Source organism: Micromonospora chalcea, assembly GCF_028768405.1.
Lineage (GTDB): Bacteria > Actinomycetota > Actinomycetes > Mycobacteriales > Micromonosporaceae > Micromonospora > Micromonospora chalcea.
In genome coordinates this window covers 1174103-1191053 of the sequence record NZ_CP118233.1, presented here as the reverse complement: position 1 = coordinate 1191053, position 16951 = coordinate 1174103, and the positions used below count along the sequence as shown (strand labels likewise).

Here is a 16951-nt window from a genome sequence, read left to right as displayed (position 1 = left end):
CACTGGCCATCCTGGGACAGTTCCCCGTGAATGAGCAACATTTGCGGCCACACTTTCCCCGGTCTGCGCCGATTTTCTTTTCCGCAGCCGCGAGACGTTCCACGGGAAGGCCTGGCAGTGTTGCGCAACGGAAGAGTCAGCCGCCCGTGGGAATTGCGCGGTGATGGCTGTTGTCGGGGGCGTCTTGTATGGTCAGACGCGTGAGTCGCTTCGTCAGCACGAAGCGCAAGACAAGCACTTCTCAGCTAATCGTTCCACGTTTCACCGATGGCGTACGGATGTAACAAAACGCAACACGGAAAGGGGTGGCCGATGGCCGACGACATGGGCTCGACAGTCCCCAGGAGACAGCTCGGGCGAGCGCTACGCGACCTGCGCACCGAAGCCCGCATGACCCTCGACGGCGCGGCCGAGGCCATGCAGTGCAGCCGCCAGAAGATGTGGCGCATCGAGACCGGCCTCGGCCCCACCCGCGCCGTCGACGTCAAGGCCATGTGCGAGCTGTACGCCGCCACCCCCGAGCTGACCACCGCCCTCGTCGCCCTCGCCAACGAGACCAAGGCCAAGGGCTGGTGGCACTCGTACGGCGACGCCATCCCCGACTGGTTCGAGCTGTACGTCGGCCTCGAATCCGCCGCCGCCCGCCTCCGCGAACATGACGACACCCTGGTCCCTGGGCTTCTCCAGACTCCGGGCTACACGCGAGGCGTCTACCAGAACCGCCCAAACATGCCGCCCGAGGAACTGGAGGAGGTCTTGGAAGTCCGCCGACGGCGTCAGGAGATCCTGGTTCGGCGACTCCCAAAGGCACCGCAGCTTGAGTGGGTCTTGTCGGAAGCGGTGCTGCTTCGATGCGTCGGTAGCCCCGCAGTCATGGCCGAGCAACTCGACCGTCTCCTTGAACGCACGACCCTGCCGAACGTGTCGATCCGCGTTCTCCCTCTGTCGGCGGGTGCCCATTATGGTGCGCTGGCCGGCGCCTTCGTCATGCTCGACTTCCCACTCGGCAACCGAATCGTCCCTGATCCGTCCGTCGTCTACAGCGAGTCAGTGACCGGTGCGCTCTACCTCGACAGGCCGGAAGAGTTCGCGGTCTACGAGAAGGTCTGGGCAAGCCTCGTCAGCCTCTCGCTCGATGAGGAACAATCAAGAAGGATGATCGGCAAGATCAAGGAAGAGGTCCATCATGGCTGACGACCTGCTCGGCGCACACTGGCGCAAGAGCACCCGCAGCGGCGACAACAACGGAAACTGCGTCGAGATCGCCGACAACCTGTCCGGCGTCGTCGCCGTACGCGACAGCAAGGACCCGGCCGGGCCTGTCCTCAGCTTCTCGCCTGACGCCTGGGTCAGCTTCGTCCGGGCTGCCAAGATCAGGCACTGAACCACTGTCAGACGGGAGCGCAACTGGCAGAGTTGCCGGAGGCGCTCCCGTCGCGCTGTTGCTCAGGCGCTTGCGTCTCCACCCGCATGCTGGGCCGCCCGGTCAAACAGCGACCAGCGGTTCCGCCACGCCTCCACCTGGGCTGGGTAGATCGCCGTGTGGCGACTGTCAGGGTTACGCGGGCGTACGCCGCCGACTCTCGACATGAACTCCTGGTGCCGCTCATCGATGCCACTGCGCAGGTCGTCTCCGGGCACGACGTAGAAGTTCCGCCGCCCATCGGTCACATCTACCAGCACGTAGAAGTCAATCGAGGCAGCCGTAGCCTTGTACACGTCTGCAATCATCCATGCGCCCTGGGCAGCGACCTGAACCGCCGCCCGCCTGCCGTTGATCTTGACGAACGTCTGCGGACCCTCAAGGCTCGCCGAATAGCCCTGCAACAGGGCTTCGGCCACTGCGAGGTGCCGCCCAGCTTGGTGCTTCTGATGGTTGCTCGGAGCCATCTGTTCTCCTACGGGGGTGAGGTGTCGGGCTACGACGATTGCCAGCCTGCGTCGATCGCATCCTGAAGCCGCTTACTGAACACGGCGTGCGCCTGCCGGTACTCGTTCTCCCGATCCGCTTTGTAGAAGGGTGCCGTGTACCCCTCAGGCACCGGATTCCGCTCCGGGTTCTCGAGGTACGCAATCAACTGCTCGTGGTGCTCCTTCGTCTGACCGAAGCCATATGAGTTGTGGCTACGCGCGATCTTCCGTCCGAGGGCATCAAACCACGTAGCCTCCTCGTAATCTCTCAGGATCGGGTACCGAGCTCGATAGACCGCAACGAGCTGATCCGCTGAGATGCCGAGCCAGGCCGCTACAAGGGCATCTATCTCCACCAGTGCGGCCCGTCGCTCCCGCTCGGCACGAAGTGGACTCGACCAATGCCAGCTAGCGTCGACATCGCCCAGCGGCGCGAACCCCTGCCACCCCACCGCCCACGCTTCCTTCTGCCACGAATCAACGAACAGTCCCGACCAGAGAGCAGCGTAGGCTCTTGTGAGACAGTTCAGGCGAAGCACTCGGAGGAGAAGAGGCGCCGCGAGGGGGTGACTTACGTCTGCCGCAGGCATTCGCTGCGCCTCCGCAACCTGCAAATCAGAACGACCGGTAATACGCAGCAGGTAATCGAGTGGTAGCGCCGAGAAAAACCCAGCCGCCAGGGCAGTCTCGCGATCCGTTTCAAGCGCGAGCGAGTAGACAGCATGAACATGAGCTGGCCCAGGCGGAATTAGCGCCGCAAAGAGGCTCCTCTCAGTATCGAAAGCGATCATCTTACGCCACGCTAACCGATAACGTGCACTAAACGGTCGCCCATTCCACTGCGATTGCGACCGCAAGTACCGATCGCGTTCGCACGACCGGACGTAGTTGGTACGATGTATTGCCGACTCGGGCAGCAACAAAAGGCTTCGCGAGGACCAGTCTCGATTTGTCCTGCAGGGGTAATTCGGCTCCTTATTGAAGGGATTTGCAATACCCAGATGAGGGCCCTGCAGAATAACTTCCTCAATGGTGTCGGGTTCGCCTGTTCGCCAACGAATTAGGCCGTCGGCCTTGCTGTTCGCCTCATGGTAACCAGAGCTCACCTGCAGCCGCCGCTCCCCAAGCCGGTGCTTCACTTTAGCTAGGGCGGAGATAGCACCTTGTTCATCCAGCGTGACCGGATAGAGCAGACTCGCTTCGAGGCTTGGAACCTCAGCACTAGACAGTTGCTGCCATTGATCAAGCAGGCACTTAGTAACCTGAACTAGGCGGCGCCGATGAGGACGGAGCTCCCACCGACCATTGTGCTTGATGCCGGGCGCCTCACCTTCTCCATCGTGCACCAAGGACGCGGAAAGGGTTCCAGGATCGAACAGCCAACTTACATGCGTGAAATTTACTGGACTCGATCGGCCGTAGATGTGAATCCCGAACTCGGTGTTGGCGTGAACCTCAGGAAATACTCCTCTGCGGTTCGAAAAGTGACCATGCAAGCGCAGATGCGCATATGCCGCAGCACGGAGGCGCCCTTCCCTGGCACCAGAAAAATGAGTATCGGGGTGTATAAGACCACTCACACCTGATTGAGTGATATTGCGCCACGTCTGACACATAAAGGCCCGATACAGATCCGGCTGCGTTCCGGTTAGGAGCGGATAAATAGCAGCGGCACCGAGCGTGCCTGCACGTCCAACGGTGGCACTGAATTCCCGCAAGTGGTCACGTCGTTCCCGACCGCTGCGAAGCAACTCGGTCTTCCGCAGCTGCCACTCCTCCGTGTTTTGCCTGCCCACGAGCGAGAACCACGGGTCACGGTCACCGAGTACGACGTCTTCCTGCCAAATAGGTCGGACCCAAGGGGGGTTTCCCACCTGGAGGTCGAAGCCGCCCTTGGCGAACGCCTGGGCGAACGTCAACTCCCAGTGGAAGAAGCCCTGCTGCTCGGCGATCCGCTCGGCGGCCAGCAGCCACGGGAATCGGTCGGCCAGCATCCACGGGGAGTCGACACCGATCACCCCGTCGAGCTTCTGCTCAAGCTCGCTCATCTCGGTTAGGCTGTCGAGCTTGCGGCCGTAGAAGCGTTCGGTGTTCTCGTCCACGTCGCTGCGCCCGACCAGCGCCTCCGCGAACGTCAGCCAGTCGTCCAGGTTGGTCAGCGGGACCTGCTTGCGGAGCTGTTCGGCCACGGTCATCCGCCGGGTGCCGGTCGCCTTGGTCGGCAGCGTCATCTGCCGCGGCTCCACGTTGCCGAAGATGTCCGGCGTCTCGTAGACCACCTGTTCCTCGTACTCCGGAACGTCCTTGACGTGCGACACCTGGACGGACTCGGCCGGGTAGGCCGCAGGGTCCGAGCCGTCGAGCAGGCCGACCTTGTCCAGGGGCCAGAACCACAGCGCGCACCAGGCGTCCATCAGCGTTTTGAGCCGCCAGTACGGCGTGCCCGGAGCGGTCAGGTCGGCGAGGATCTTGTCCCGGGCCACCGCCTCGGTCACCGGCGGGAGGTCGTCCGCTCCCCAGATTTCGATGTCGCGGCGGATCTCCCGCTCGGAGATGGCGAGCCGCTGCTGCACCAGCCCCCACAGGAACTCGACCCGCCGGGCCAGCGCCTGCAAGCGTTTGACCTGCGAGTTCTTCCCCTTGGCGGACGGCACGCGCTTCATCGCCGTACGCCAGGCTTTGAGCTTGGCGGTCTCGGCCGGCGCCAGCTCGCGGGCCTCCTTCTCCCCCGCGACCGCACCCCAGCCGTCGGCGGGGAGCAGGAAGTGGTGGATGGCGCCCTCGTCGATCGGTCCGTCCCGGAACGGCTTCTCCGCCGGGGCGGTGGTGAGCCAGGACTTGTCGGCGAGCTGCTTCGGTTCGTAGGCCTTGCGTCCGCAGCCGATGAGCGAGTTGCCGCGTTGCAGGTGCAGACCGAACCAGGGCGCCTGGAGGCCGGCGTGCATGACGTTCAGCCAGAGTGAGACTTCGGCCAGCTCGACGGCGGTGCGGTTGAGGTCGACGCCGTAGCTGTTGTGCAGCGCGATGTACGCCTTCACCCGCTGGAGTTCGAGGTGGTACTGCTCCGGGTCCAGGTCGACCTTCAGCTCGCGGGCGCGGCGGCGCAGGTATTCGGCGGCGACCTGGTTGATCGCCTCGTTGAGGAACGCGCCGGAGCCGAGCGCCGGCTCGCAGATCGTCCAGTCCAGCAGCTCCCGCGCCGGCGTGACCGTGCCGTCCTGGTCGAGGCGGTACTTCAGGGCGAGCTGGACGGTGACCTCGGTCAGCGACTGCGGGGTGTAGTAGGAGGCGCTGGTCTGCCGGTCCCGGCCGGCGAGACGGTAGACGAATGCGCCGGGGGCGTAGCTGACCCGGCTCCGTACGCCCGTGTACGGGTCCTCCTTGTAGACGAAGACGTTGTCGTCGTACTCGTCGGCCTTGGAGGCGGGGATCATCCACGAGCCGTCCTTCGGGTCGCCGTTCTTGGCGACCTCGTAGAGCTGCTCGGTGGCGACGAAACCGGTGTAGGACATCAGGCCCTCGTACACGGCACCGAGCTGGTTGATGCCGAGCTGGGCGTACGAGATGAAGCCACCCCGGCGCCTCTTCGCGCCCTTGGTGAGCATCAGCCGACGCAGCACCTGGTAGAGGACCTTGTTACGTAGCCGCGTGTCGATGGTCGCCGCGTCCGGGTCGTCCTCGTCGTCGCTGTCCGGCGCAAGGAGTCGGCCGATGAGCTTGGTCTTCTCCCGCAGGAACAGGTCCGACTTCATCGGCTCGAAGCGCAGGCCCTCGCCCTCGCTGGCCTTGTCGTCGACCTCTGCACCGGCACGCGGCCGGTGGCCGTCGTTGACCATACGGAACAGCAGGTCGAGCGACTCGTACAGGTGGAAGCCGCCCTCGGCCGAGGGGGCGAGCTTGCGGGAGACGAGGTCGCCAATGCGGGCCAGGCTGTAGCCCTCGACGTACTCGCGGTCGTTGACCGGCAGGACGCCCAGTTCGGGCCGGGCTTCGGCGTAGAGCAGGAACAGGATCCGGTAGAGGTAGCGCAACGCCTCCCGCCCGAGTGCCCTGGCCAGTTCGTCGAGCTCCATCACGTCCTGCGGCTGGTAGCCGGCCTGCCGGATGCGGTCGAGCACCTCGTTGGCGATGAGTTCGACGGAGACCTTGAGACCTTCGCGGAGTTCACCGGAGACGCCGACAGCGTGCTGGCGGGAGCCGGCGACCAGGTCGGCGAGGGGTTCGGTGCCGCCCTCGGCGGGCGGGCGCAGCGAGTCGGCGCCGAACAGCGCGGCGACGACGTCGTACTCCCGGTCGTCGTTGCGGGCGTAGGCGGTGTCCAGGCTGACGGCCAGGTAGCGGCCCTCACCCCAGGCGGTGCGGTCGGCGAGGGTCACCACGCCGCCGCTGAGGATCAGGACGTACCGGGGTTTCGGGTCGTCGGCGGCGAAGAGCCACGACGCGAGCTTCGCACCGGTGTCAATCGTCTCGGTGCCGCTCAGGGTGACCGGGGCGAGCAGGCGGCCGGCGTCGTCCGGGTCTTGCGCGGCCTCGGCGTCGACGGCCCAGCCGCAGTCGAGCGCGACGATGCCGTGCGCGGAGGTGAGTTCCGCGTGCGCGACAGTGATCTGATGCTCCTGGCCGGCGCGCTCGACGGTGATGGTCTGCGGCTGCGGCTCGAAGCCGAGCGCTTTCAGCAGCTCCTGATGCAGCTTGCGCAGCCGCTCGGGGTCGAAGAAGTCGTCGTCGGCCAGCTCCGTCTTCGCGTCGAAGTAGGGGCGGCGCAGGCCCCGCAGCCCGGTGCGCGGCGTCTGGTCGCCCGCCTTCTCCCGCTCGGCCCACTGCTTGAGCAGGCCACCCTTCAGGGTGGTGGGCAGGATCTCGGCGAGGTAGTGGGCGGAAAGGTACTCGCCGCGGTTGGTCAGCGCTTCGAAGCTCATGCGGCACTCTCCGGGGACGGGACGAGGACGGCGAGGACCCGCAGCAACGGATCACCAGCGGTTTCCAGACGGTCGAGCAGATCGTGCTGCTCGGCGACGGTGTTCCGCGCCCGCTCACGGCGCTTCGCACGGTGCGAGGCGGGCAGTTCGTCGAAGATGCTGGCCTGCTCGAAGGTCTGCAGCCGCCGCCGGTAGTGCTCCAACGGTTCGGCGTTCGCCGCGTCCCACTCGGCGCGTTCGGCCTCAAGGTGCCGGCGGGCTGCCGCGACGGCCTGCGGCAGGAGCTGACGGAACGGGTCGAGCGCCAGGGCCTCCGCGCGGTTGACCATGGCCGGGCCGACGTTGGCCTCGCGCAGCACCTCGTCCATCGGCCGGATCTCTGGCGCGGCGGGCAGGCCGGAGACGGCCATCCACTGCACCACTGTGGGCTGGCCGAGGCGGTTGGCGTAGACGCCCTGGATCAGGTAGGTCGGCTTGGTCACGTCGGCGGTTAACACCGGGGCCTGCTGGCGGCCGAGCCGGATGAGCACCTTGTCGACAAGCCAGTCGACCATCGGGTGGACGTCGCTGAGGAAGGCGATCTCCGGCCACATCGGGGTCTTGCTCTGCCGGGCCTGGTCGAGCTTGCGCTGGGCGAGTGTGCGGTCGAAGGTGACCTTCAGCCGAAGGTCCTCGCCCTCACGGTGGGCGCGCAGGTAGGAGCGGGGCAGGTCGGTGAGCCGGTGCACCAGGTCGTCGGGGGCGAGGAACGTGAGCAACTCGTCCTCCCGGCGCAGGTCGATGTGGTCCTCGGGCCGGTCCTCGTAGATCTCCCGCAGTGCCGCGTCGACGAAGTCCTCGGTGGAGTCGAAGAGCTTCGGCACCCGGGCCACGGCAACGTCCGTCATGACGGGGGCGGTGCCGACATCTCCGAAGAGGTCGGCCATCACGTCGATCTCGGCGTGGGCCGCCTCGTAGGACTCGTCGACGCTCTTGCCGGCCAGCAGGTCGCGGACCAGCCGGTCCTCCTCGGCCTTGGCGTCGTAGAGACCAGTTGCGGCTTCGACGCTGCCCAGGCTGCGATGGGCCACCGCTTCCCGGTCGAGCAGCTTCTCGGAGACCGTCCGGTCGTCCTTGGCGTCGTCCCGCTCCGAGGTGAGGATGAGCGCCCGGAACTGCGGCTGGTGCTTCTGCCCGTACCTGTCGATGCGGCCGTTGCGCTGCTCGATCCGGATCAGGCTCCAAGGGATGTCGTAGTGGATCAGGTGATGGCACTGCTGATGCAGGTTGACGCCCTCGGAGGCGACGTCGCCGGTGAACAGCAGCCGCACCTCGCTGCCGGCCAGCTCGAACTCCTGGAGGATGCGCTGTTCGTCCTGGTCGGCGACGCCGCCGTGCAGCACCCGCACGGCGTTCGGCTTGAGGCCGAGCATGCCCGGGACCGTCTCGGCCAGCCACTTGATGGTGGGAACGCGCTCGGAGAACACCACCGCCCTGGTGTCGCTGCCCCTGCCCACGCCGATCTTCTTCAACTCCTCGACAAGCTTTACGAGCTTGCTGGAGTCGTGGTCGGTCATCGCCGAAGTCAGCTCCGCGAGCCGGTCCAGCGCCGCGCGCTCGGCGCCAGTGGCCTTCTTGCGCCGGTTGGTCACCGTCTCGTGCAGCGCCCGGTGCGAGGAGAGGAAAGACTTCAACAACGTGTACGGGAAGAGCCGGTGCTGCCCGGTGACTGCCTCGTCGCTCAACTTGCCGGCCAGCCACACGTCGGTCAGCTCGTCGAAGATCTGCTCCTCGATCGCGCCGGCCGTGCAGTACACCGCCTGGGACGGACCACGGTCGGCCCAGCGGTCGCCGATCTGGTCCCGCACCTCCGGGCTGACCTTCGTACGACGGAGGTAAAGGTGGGCGATGTCCTTTGCCTCGTACTGCTTCTCGTTCGCGATCGCGGCCGGGTCGAGCAGCGAGATGAGCTGCGCGAACGACTCCTTGTCACCGTTGTGCGGAGTGGCGCTGGCGAGCAGCAGCGCGTCGGTCTTCGCGGCGAGCCGGCGGGCCAGCTCATTGCGCTTGGTGCCCTTGTTGATGAGGTTGTGCGACTCGTCGATGACCACGACGTCCCAGGTGGTGGCGTCGAGGTGGTGGCCGAACTGGCCGGCGTCCTTGAGCGTGTCGACGGAGATGATGGCCCGCCTGAAGTAGGTGAACGGATTCCGGCCAGCCGGGATCTCCTGCTGGATGCGCTGGATTCCCGTCGAGTCGAGACGCACCAGGGGAATCGCGAAGCGGGTCCAGAGTTCGCGCTGGAACTGTTCCAGCACCTGCTGCGGGGACACCACCAGGATCCGGTCACCTCGGCCCCGGCGGATCAGCTCGGCGAGGATCAGCCCGATCTCCAGGGTCTTGCCGAGGCCGACCACGTCGGCGAGCAGGATGCGCGGGCGCAGGCCGGACAGGGCCAGTTCGACCGGGCGCTGCTGGTAGGTGAGCGGATCGAGCAGGAACCGGTCGGCGAGGGCGAGGCCGCGTTCGGTGCGCGGCAGTGGCGTACGTCGCAGCACGGCCTCCAGGAACAGCCGGCTCTGCCGGAACCGCGACGAGGTGTCCACGACGAGTTCCGTCTGCTCGGGAACCAGCGGTGTGATGTCCTCGAGGCCGGTGAAGAATGTCGCCTCGACGTCCTGGACGAATTCCGACACTCCGACCGCCTTGATCATGGTGCCGTCGGCGGTGCCGGTCTTGACGCCTCGGACGAGCCACTCCTCGTCCCGGACGACGATGCGGGAGCCCGGGGCGAAGGTGGCGTCCTGGGAGGTGGTCATCGGTGGAGCCTTCCTACAGGGTCGAGCGTCGGGCGTACTGGCGGCGGATCTTCTCGACCAGCCATGTGACGTCGGGGCCGGAATCCTTCTGGCGCTCCGGGTCGACCACGGTGGGCTTCGGGTCCGGCACCGGCACTGTGTCGTCCTCAGGCTCGGCCGAGGTGTCCTCCGGGTCCCGCTGGGGATCCTGCAGATCCGCTGGGACGAGCAGTTCGGTGTCCCCGTCATAGGTCAGGCCGGCGACCTCCTGGCGCAGGCCGGACGCCGTCTTGCCGCTGCTCGCTGTGGCGACGGCGAGCAAGCGGGCGCCAGCGTCGTCCAACCCGGGCCGGGCGTCCGGGTCGTGGGCCAGCATCGCGCCGAGCAACGGCGTCAGCTCCGCGGGCACGCCCGACAGGTCGGGCAGGTCGCTGGGTTCGGTGATGCGCAGCAGCAGGTTCCACGAGTTGGTCGGCGGGTAGAGGCCGTGGCCGGTCAGGGCGAACACCAGCGTCGCCGCCAGCCCGTAGACGTCCACCGCCGCGGTCAGCTCCCGCTCACCGCGTACCTGCTCCGGCGACATGTAGGCGGGCGTGCCGACCAGGGCGCCCGGCTCGGTCAGATAGTCGCTGCGATCGATCAGGATCGCCAGCCCGAAGTCGATGAGCTTCGGACCGTCGGGACCGAGGATGATGTTCTGCGGCTTGAGATCGCGGTGGAGCAGGCCGGCCTGATGCACCTTGCCCAACCCGTCGGCGAGCATCGCCCCCACCATGGCGGCAAGCGGCAACGGAAGAGGTCCGCGGGCGTCGACGTGCTGCCGCAGCGTCGCGCCGGGCACGTACTCCACCGCCAGCCACGCCGGGTCGCCGTAGGGGTCGGCGTTCTCCAGGCGGGCGATCCGCGTGCCGAACACCAGCTTGAGACTGTCGACCTCGGCGGCGAATCGGTCCCGGATCGTCGGCTCCTCGATCAGGTGCTTCCGGATCACCTTGAGCGCGACACGGTCGGCGGTCGGGGACACGGCGAAGAACACCTCACCCATCCCGCCCGAGCCCAGCGGCTTGACCAACTCGAAGCCGCCGATGGTGCCCAGCGTCATCCCGCCCCCTCACGATGACACCCAACCGAACTGCCACCCGTCGGGTCGGAGCCCGGCGGACGCACGACCGTACAACGTTGTTCGATCAAGGAGCTAGTGCCCCTTCGGCGATTTCCGCTGGTACGGACGTCGTGCCGCCGGTACGAGCCCGCCCTGAGCCAGTCCGTCCGCAGTCAACTGGGCCAGTTCCGCGCCCAGTGAGGCGGCCTGTCGGATTGCCGACTCGAACGCGTGCAGCCGCCGGAACGCCTCCCCGTAAGCCTCTTGTTCCTCCCGCGACACCCGCCGCACCTGCGCCCGCCGCACGTCGAACCGCAGCGTCCCCGACAAACTCGACGCCTGCCGCTCATTCGTCGACGTCCGCAACTGCCCGGCCAGGAACCACGAATCCAGCGCCGCCGGATTCGGCCGCAGCAGATACAGGTTGCGCCCCAACAGCGCACCCTCCGCCGTCACCACCTGCGCGACGAGCTGCCGCGCGATCATCGGCACCACCACGTCCCCTGCGGCCAGGGCGATCTCCTGCCCGAGCCGCCCGTCGTCGCGCCCCGACGGCTCACCGCCGCCCAACACGTCCGGCACGGTCAGCACCGGCCGACCGTCGCCGGCAAGCTCACCGTCGTCGCCGGAGGCAGCGCCCCGGATCGGCCCGAGGAGCTGCAACGCGCCGGCCCGGACCAGCTCGCCGACCGTAAGGAACTCCCCCTGGCCCTCGTCGGCTGCGGGCGTGACCTGCGGCATCAACGTGGGTAGATCGGCGACGACGGCGGCGAGGCGCTCGCGTGTGCGTACCAGATGTTCGCCTGTCGCCTCGCCCACGACGGCGGGCTGGCGACGCGCGGGGGTGAGGTCGATCTCCTCGTCGAGCAGTTCGATGACCGGGACGGCGCGTGCGTAGCCCGGCTCGTCGATCTCGCCGTCATTGGCGAAGAACCGCCAGGTGTCGAGGATCCGGGTGTGGTCGCCGGTGGCGGCGTCGACGAGCAGCGTCCGCGCCGGTGGGGGCGCGTCGGCCGGTGGGCGGCGCAGCACCCACAGGTGCAGGGGTACGCCGTGCGGCGCGGCCGCCCCCGGTGGCAGCGCGATGACGGCGCGCAGCGCGCCACGGCGCAGCAGTTCGGCGCGGATGCGGCGGCCGGGGCGGCGGCCCGCCACGGCGGGCGGCATGAGGAGTACGGCGTGGCCGCCGGGCCGCAGGTGGGCCAGCGCGTGCTGGACCCAGGCCAGCTCCGGTTCGGTACGTGGGGTGGTGCCGACGATCCAGCGGGGGTCGTGGCCGAGTTCCTCGTCGCCCCAGTTGCTGGCGCCGAAGGGCGGGTGGCAGACGACCGCGTCGAACATACGTCCCTGGTAGTCGTCGGCGCGCAGCGAGTCGCCGGTGGTCACCTCGCCCGGTACGTCGCGCAGCGCCAGCCACAGCCCGGCCAGCCGGGCGAGGTCGGGATCGAGTTCCTGTCCGTACGCGGAGGTGCAGCCGGCGCGGACGGCGGCCCGCAGGGTGGCGCCGGTGCCGGCAGCGGGGTCGAGGACGGAGCCGCCGGCTACGGCGGCGAGCCCGGCCATCAGGTCGGCGACGTCGTCGGGGGTGGCGTGCGGGCGGGCCGGGCCGGGGGCGGAGAAGCGCTGCCAGAGCGCGTCGAAGGCGCCCTGCGGGCCGAGTTCGTCGGCGAGCGCATCGATGTCCGGTGCCAGCGCCTTCAGCTGCGGGTCCGCCGGACGGGCAGGGCGTTGGCCGCGTTGCCGGGTGAGAAGCCGGGCGCCGACGGCGGCAAGCCCGGCGGCCGGTGAGGTGCCGGCTGCGGCGAGGTGTCGCCAGAGCCGGTCGGCGGTGGCGAGTTCCGGGAGTTTGCCCTGGGCGTGCAGCCAGCGTTCGACCTGGGCGAGGTCGAACTCGGGGCTGGTGGCGCTGCCGCCGACTGGCTCGGGGAAGTCCCCGTGTCGTTTACGCCAGTTGCTGACGGCGGCCCGGCCGACACCGGCGAGCCGGGCGATCTCCGCTGCGGTGATTGTCGGTGTCTCCTGCACGTTCGGAGTGTGTCACAACTGTCAAGCATCATGCTTGTTGACAGCGTTCACAGATGATGCTCTTATTGACGCCGCCACGTTCACAGCAGGAGGAAAACGATGCGCAAGACCACCACGCTCGCCCTGATCGCCGGCGCCCTCGTCGCCCTGGGCTGCGGTGCCGGCACCACCGACGACACCACCGGCAGCAAGGCGGAGACCGGCACCGAGGCGACCGCCGGCGACACCGACGGCGGCAAGGCAGACGCGGGCAAGAGCGACGACAAGCCGAAGACCGCGAAGATCGGCCAGCCGGCCCGTGACGGCAAGTTCGAGTTCACCGTCAAGTCCGCCAAGTGCGGCGTCAGCAAGGTCGGCTCGTCGGCGTTCGGTGCCAAGGCGCAGGGCCAGTTCTGCCTGGTCACGCTCAACGTGAAGAACATCGGCAAGGAATCGCAGATGTTCGACGGCAGCAGCCAGAAGGCGTACGCCGCCAACGGCACCGAGTACTCCGCCGACGGCTCGGCCGCCCTCTACGCCAACAAGAACGCCGAGACGTTCCTCAACGACATCAACCCCGGCAACCAGGTCACCGGCGTGGTCGTCTTCGACATCCCGAAGAACGTCAAGCTCGCCAAGCTCGAGCTGCACGACTCGCCGTTCTCCGGCGGCGTGACCGTCTCCCTGAGCTGACCTGACCAGCGCCGGCCGGGGCGGGATCCGCGAACCCCGCCCCCGGCGCCACTCCGCCGCACCACCGCCAGCCCGATTCTCTACGCGAGGAGATCGACATGCGCAGTGCGAACAACCCGGACGACGGCCGCGACCGCCAGTCGCCGCCCGGCACCTACCCGACGACTGTCTACCGGCTCACCGTTCCGGCCACCGACGACGGCCTCTGCGCCGCGCTCAACCTGGGCTACCTGCGGCGGCACGGCTTCGAGCCCACCCCGCATCGGGTCCTCGACGCACCGGCGCTGCTGGTGCACGGCATCGCGCCCCGCGACCGGGCCGAGTGGTGCGGTGTCCTGTCCGGCCTGGTCGGCACCGACGTGACAATCGGCTACAGCAGCGGCGGCGGCGCCCTGCTGCTGGCGGTGGACGACCGGGCATACGCCCTGACCTTCGGCACCCTGGGCCGGTTCATGATCGAGCCGGAGAAGACAGACCCGACGTTCGGCGTCTCCTTCGCCGTGCGGACGCTTCAGCCCGCTGACATCCGCCAGGTTCGCCGCCGGGTGGTGGGTGCCAGCGGCCGGGTGGACCGCAGCATGGTTCCGGGTGGCCAGCCCATCTGGAGGTACGGCATCGACAAGTGGGGGGAGATCGTCGGCCAGGTGTCCGGCCGCGTCGACAACCCGAACCTGACCGCGTGCCAAGGTGCGCGCGCTGCGGTGAGGGTCGAAGGCAGCGACGCGCTGCGCATCCCTCTCGGCGTCTCCCCCGAGCGGCTGCTCGCCGATCTGCGGGAGATCGACCGGGTGTGCCGGCTGGAGTCGCCGCTCGCCGACCTGGAGTTCATCGAGCAGATCCGGCCTCTGCGCTCCAACGACCCCCGGCAAGCGGCGCTGATCGAGGTTCTCGACCGGCGGCTGGGTCTGCCCGACCCGCCGGATGTCGGTGTCGCGGTGCCGGGCAGCCTGGTGGCCGACGTCGAGCACGTCGGTTCGTACCGGGTTCGCGTGCCCCGCTCCGGGCGACGCCCGACCCTGACCACGGACCTGGACCTGTCGACCATCCTGTCGCACACCGCCCGGGCCCTGGACGGTGACCGGTGGCCCGGGCTGCGCAACGGGACGCTGACGCTCTACGCCGACGCCGCCGGTACCGAGGAGATGGCATCGACGCCGGTGTCCCGGTGGATAACCGCCGAGGTCGCCGTCGGCGGCAGCCACATGCTGCTGCACGAGGGCCAGTGGTACGAGATCGGCGACCGCCACCGCGAGTTCCTGCGCCAGGAGGTGGCTCGCATCCTGAATCGGCCGTCCAGCGTCGTGTTGCCGCCGTGGACGGAGGAGCTGGCGAACGAGGACTGCTACAACCGAGAGGCAGCAAAGAAGCACCCGGGCCTGGTGCTGCTGGACAAGAAGCTCCTCCGCACCCGGCAGCACCCGCATGGCATCGAGGCCTGCGACCTGCTCGGACCGAACGGTGAGCTGATCCACGTCAAGCGGGCGTCGGGCAGCTCGCCGCTCAGTCACCTCTTCGCGCAGGGTGTCACGTCGTTCGACGCGTTGCGCTACGACAACCAGGCGCGTAACCGGTTCCGCGACCTGGTGCGCGCGCAGCCGGGCGGGCCGGACCTGCCCGAGGACTTCCGCCCGCGCACCGTGGTCTACGCCATCGCCCTGAGTGCCGGCCGCACCGTCACCGCGGAATCGCTGTTCACGTTCGCGCAGGTCGCGCTCTACCAGGCGGTGAAGACGCTGCGCACGGAGGGCGTCGACGTCGAGGTCGTTGCCATCCCGCCCGCCTGACCGGCACCGCTTTCGGATCCGACCGCCCGGCGCACCGCGCGCCCGCCGGGCCGGTCACCCCTGCCTGCCGCCGCGCCATCGACCACCCAGGAGGAACGATGCGACCCGACGAGTTCCGCCACGCCCTGAGCCTGCTCCCCGCTGCCCTGCACGAGCGCGCGCTTCCGCTTCGCCGGTGCGTCGTCCACATCGCCTGCCCGCCGTGCCGGCGCGTCGGCGACGCGGTCACGCTCGCGCTCGCCGCGGCTCACTACGGCCGGCTCGCCTCGGCCGGGCAACTCCTCGACAACGCCGTCCGGCTCGCCGAGGAACACGGCACCATCCGTCCCCCGCAACCCGATCCGTCACCCGGCCACGGCCTGCCCGTCCAGTGGACGGCGGTGCCCGCGCCGGTCGTCGCCAGGACTGGCGCCAGGCGGCGGCGCCGTACGGGTGGCATCGGGTACGCGACCGGACGGTGGACCCGCCGGGTCACCAGTCGCGGGCCCAGTCCGGCGGCGGTACGACGGCGAGCTGCGGCTCCCCGCTGATCGGTTCGAGCGCCTGCACGATCCGCAGGTCCCCGTCGGCGGCGGCATCCTCGTCGGTCAGCACCCGGCCGCTGCTGCCGTCGACGCTCACCAGCACCCACCGGTCGGGGTGGATACCGCCGTCGTCGACGAGCGCCCGTACGCCGAACTCGCGGGCGAGGGTGACCGCGAGATCACGCTCGCCGTGGTCGGTGGCGGCGGCCAGTTCGGTGTCGCCGGTGAGGATCCAGCCGAATCCCTCGTCCGCGTCGGGCGGCGTCAGCATCGCCACCGGGCGCGGATCGTCCACGGCCCGCTCCTCGACCCGACCGACGTACACGCTCTCCGGCGCGACGCCGTACTCCGTCAGCAGGAACCGGCGGAGGGCGTCCGCCGGCAGCTCGCCCTCGAGGTGGATCCAATATCGCACCCCTGTCCCTCTCCGAAGCCGAGCCCGATCCGCCACAGTGTCTTGCCTCGGCGGCCCGCCGGGGAGTTGGCTGTCGAGTATGGCCCGCATTGCGTACCACGACGCTGACGCCGAGGCGTTCGCCGCGACCCGGCACCTCACCGACGACGGTCTCACGGCCTGGCGGGCCGCCGTCGCCCGGCATCTCACCCCGCGCTCCGGGATGCGACTGCTCGACCTGGGTGCCGGGACGGGTAGCTGGGCACGCGCGTTCACCGACTGGTTTCCCGGCGTCGAGGTGGTCGCCGTCGAGCCGTCGGCGGCGATGCGCGCCCGCTGTGTGTTCGCGCCACTCGTCGCAGGCGACGCCGGGCACCTCCCTCTGGCCGGCGGCAGTGTCGACGGCGCCTGGCTGTCCACGGTCATCCACCACGTGCCCGACCTGGCCGCGACGGCACGCGAGCTGCGCCGGGTGCTGCGTCCCGGCGCCCCGGTGCTCATCCGGTCCGCGTTCGCCGGACGGCACGAGGCGATCACGCTGTTCGACTACTTCCCGGAGGCGGTCCGCGTGCTGGACACGTACCCGAGCATCGCCGACGTCGGGGCCGCCTTCGCCGCCGCCGGCTTCGCCACCGCGGCGGTCGAGGCGGTCCCGCAGGTCACCGCACCCTCGCTGCGGGAGGCGGCGGCCGGCCTGCGCCGGGAGGCGCACACGCCGCTTCAGCTCATCACCGATGCGGAGTACGCCGCCGGCATCCAGCGGCTACGCGAGGCAGCAAGGACGGTCGACGGCCCGGTCGTCGACGCCCTCGATCTGCTCGTGCTGCGCTGAAACACGCGGTT

At 68.7% G+C, this 16951-nt stretch carries 12 protein-coding genes; 6 read left to right on the top strand and 6 right to left on the bottom strand.

The window, feature by feature from the left end:
- The first annotated feature begins 312 nt into the window (after positions 1-312).
- Positions 313-1194, top strand: a complete 882-nt coding sequence (locus PVK74_RS05545) for a helix-turn-helix domain-containing protein (RefSeq protein ID WP_210883109.1) — start codon at positions 313-315, stop codon at positions 1192-1194.
- On the top strand, positions 1187-1384 hold the full coding sequence (locus tag PVK74_RS05540; RefSeq protein ID WP_210883117.1) for a DUF397 domain-containing protein: 198 nt from the start codon (positions 1187-1189) through the stop codon (positions 1382-1384). Before PVK74_RS05545 ends, PVK74_RS05540 begins: the two co-directional genes overlap by 8 nt.
- 62 nt (positions 1385-1446) lie before the next feature.
- Here the strand turns inward: PVK74_RS05540 and PVK74_RS05535 are convergent, their stop codons facing one another.
- The 5 genes from PVK74_RS05535 to PVK74_RS05515 form a co-directional block, all read right to left on the bottom strand.
- Positions 1447-1890: a hypothetical protein gene (locus PVK74_RS05535; RefSeq protein WP_210883119.1), complete on the bottom strand. Its 444-nt coding sequence runs from the start codon at positions 1888-1890 to the stop codon at positions 1447-1449.
- Positions 1891-1919: 29 nt separating this feature from the next.
- A complete protein-coding gene (locus PVK74_RS05530) occupies positions 1920-6830 on the bottom strand; it encodes a class I SAM-dependent DNA methyltransferase (RefSeq protein ID WP_210883121.1) in 4911 nt (1636 codons plus the stop codon).
- Positions 6827-9628 carry an SNF2-related protein gene (locus PVK74_RS05525; protein ID WP_274478375.1) on the bottom strand — a complete coding sequence of 934 codons (2802 nt, stop codon included), beginning with the start codon at positions 9626-9628 and terminating at the stop codon, positions 6827-6829. Before PVK74_RS05525 ends, PVK74_RS05530 begins: the two co-directional genes overlap by 4 nt.
- 13 nt (positions 9629-9641) lie before the next feature.
- On the bottom strand, positions 9642-10709 hold the full coding sequence (locus PVK74_RS05520; protein ID WP_274478374.1) for a serine/threonine-protein kinase: 1068 nt from the start codon (positions 10707-10709) through the stop codon (positions 9642-9644).
- 93 nt (positions 10710-10802) lie between these two features.
- Entirely contained in the window at positions 10803-12734 is a 1932-nt protein-coding gene (locus tag PVK74_RS05515; RefSeq protein ID WP_274478372.1) for an N-6 DNA methylase, read from the bottom strand.
- A 99-nt stretch (positions 12735-12833) separates the two neighbouring features.
- Here PVK74_RS05515 and PVK74_RS05510 point away from each other — a divergent pair, with 99 nt between their 5' ends.
- The 3 genes from PVK74_RS05510 (at position 12834) to PVK74_RS05500 (ending at position 15720) form a co-directional block, all read left to right on the top strand.
- The gene (locus tag PVK74_RS05510) at positions 12834-13406 is read left to right on the top strand and encodes a DUF4352 domain-containing protein (protein ID WP_274478371.1); all 573 of its coding nucleotides are present in this window, start codon (positions 12834-12836) and stop codon (positions 13404-13406) included.
- 98 nt (positions 13407-13504) lie between these two features.
- Entirely contained in the window at positions 13505-15190 is a 1686-nt protein-coding gene (locus PVK74_RS05505; RefSeq protein WP_274478370.1) for a DUF6119 family protein, read from the top strand.
- A 98-nt stretch (positions 15191-15288) separates the two neighbouring features.
- Complete coding sequence (locus PVK74_RS05500; protein ID WP_274478369.1) at positions 15289-15720, top strand: hypothetical protein; 432 nt, start codon at positions 15289-15291, stop codon at positions 15718-15720.
- On the opposite strand, the gene PVK74_RS05495 is transcribed toward PVK74_RS05500, so the two are convergent.
- Positions 15662-16129 carry a hypothetical protein gene (locus tag PVK74_RS05495; protein WP_274478368.1) on the bottom strand — a complete coding sequence of 156 codons (468 nt, stop codon included), beginning with the start codon at positions 16127-16129 and terminating at the stop codon, positions 15662-15664. The two genes, PVK74_RS05500 and PVK74_RS05495, sit on opposite strands and share 59 nt — an antisense overlap.
- Positions 16130-16208: 79 nt before the next feature.
- Between PVK74_RS05495 and PVK74_RS05490 the strand changes: the two genes are divergently transcribed.
- On the top strand, positions 16209-16940 hold the full coding sequence (locus PVK74_RS05490; RefSeq protein ID WP_064446040.1) for a class I SAM-dependent methyltransferase: 732 nt from the start codon (positions 16209-16211) through the stop codon (positions 16938-16940).
- The last annotated feature ends 11 nt before the right edge of the window (positions 16941-16951 follow it).

Excerpts from the sequence above, each read along its gene's own strand:
- PVK74_RS05545 (WP_210883109.1), top strand. The coding sequence starts at position 313 with ATGGCCGACGACATGGGCTCGACAGTCCCCAGGAGACAGCTCGGGCGA.
- PVK74_RS05540 (WP_210883117.1), top strand. The coding sequence starts at position 1,187 with ATGGCTGACGACCTGCTCGGCGCACACTGGCGCAAGAGCACCCGCAGC.
- PVK74_RS05535 (WP_210883119.1), bottom strand. The coding sequence starts at position 1,890 with ATGGCTCCGAGCAACCATCAGAAGCACCAAGCTGGGCGGCACCTCGCA.
- PVK74_RS05530 (WP_210883121.1), bottom strand. The coding sequence starts at position 6,830 with ATGAGCTTCGAAGCGCTGACCAACCGCGGCGAGTACCTTTCCGCCCAC.
- PVK74_RS05525 (WP_274478375.1), bottom strand. The coding sequence starts at position 9,628 with ATGACCACCTCCCAGGACGCCACCTTCGCCCCGGGCTCCCGCATCGTC.
- PVK74_RS05520 (WP_274478374.1), bottom strand. The coding sequence starts at position 10,709 with ATGACGCTGGGCACCATCGGCGGCTTCGAGTTGGTCAAGCCGCTGGGC.
- PVK74_RS05510 (WP_274478371.1), top strand. The coding sequence starts at position 12,834 with ATGCGCAAGACCACCACGCTCGCCCTGATCGCCGGCGCCCTCGTCGCC.
- PVK74_RS05505 (WP_274478370.1), top strand. The coding sequence starts at position 13,505 with ATGCGCAGTGCGAACAACCCGGACGACGGCCGCGACCGCCAGTCGCCG.
- PVK74_RS05500 (WP_274478369.1), top strand. The coding sequence starts at position 15,289 with ATGCGACCCGACGAGTTCCGCCACGCCCTGAGCCTGCTCCCCGCTGCC.
- PVK74_RS05490 (WP_064446040.1), top strand. The coding sequence starts at position 16,209 with ATGGCCCGCATTGCGTACCACGACGCTGACGCCGAGGCGTTCGCCGCG.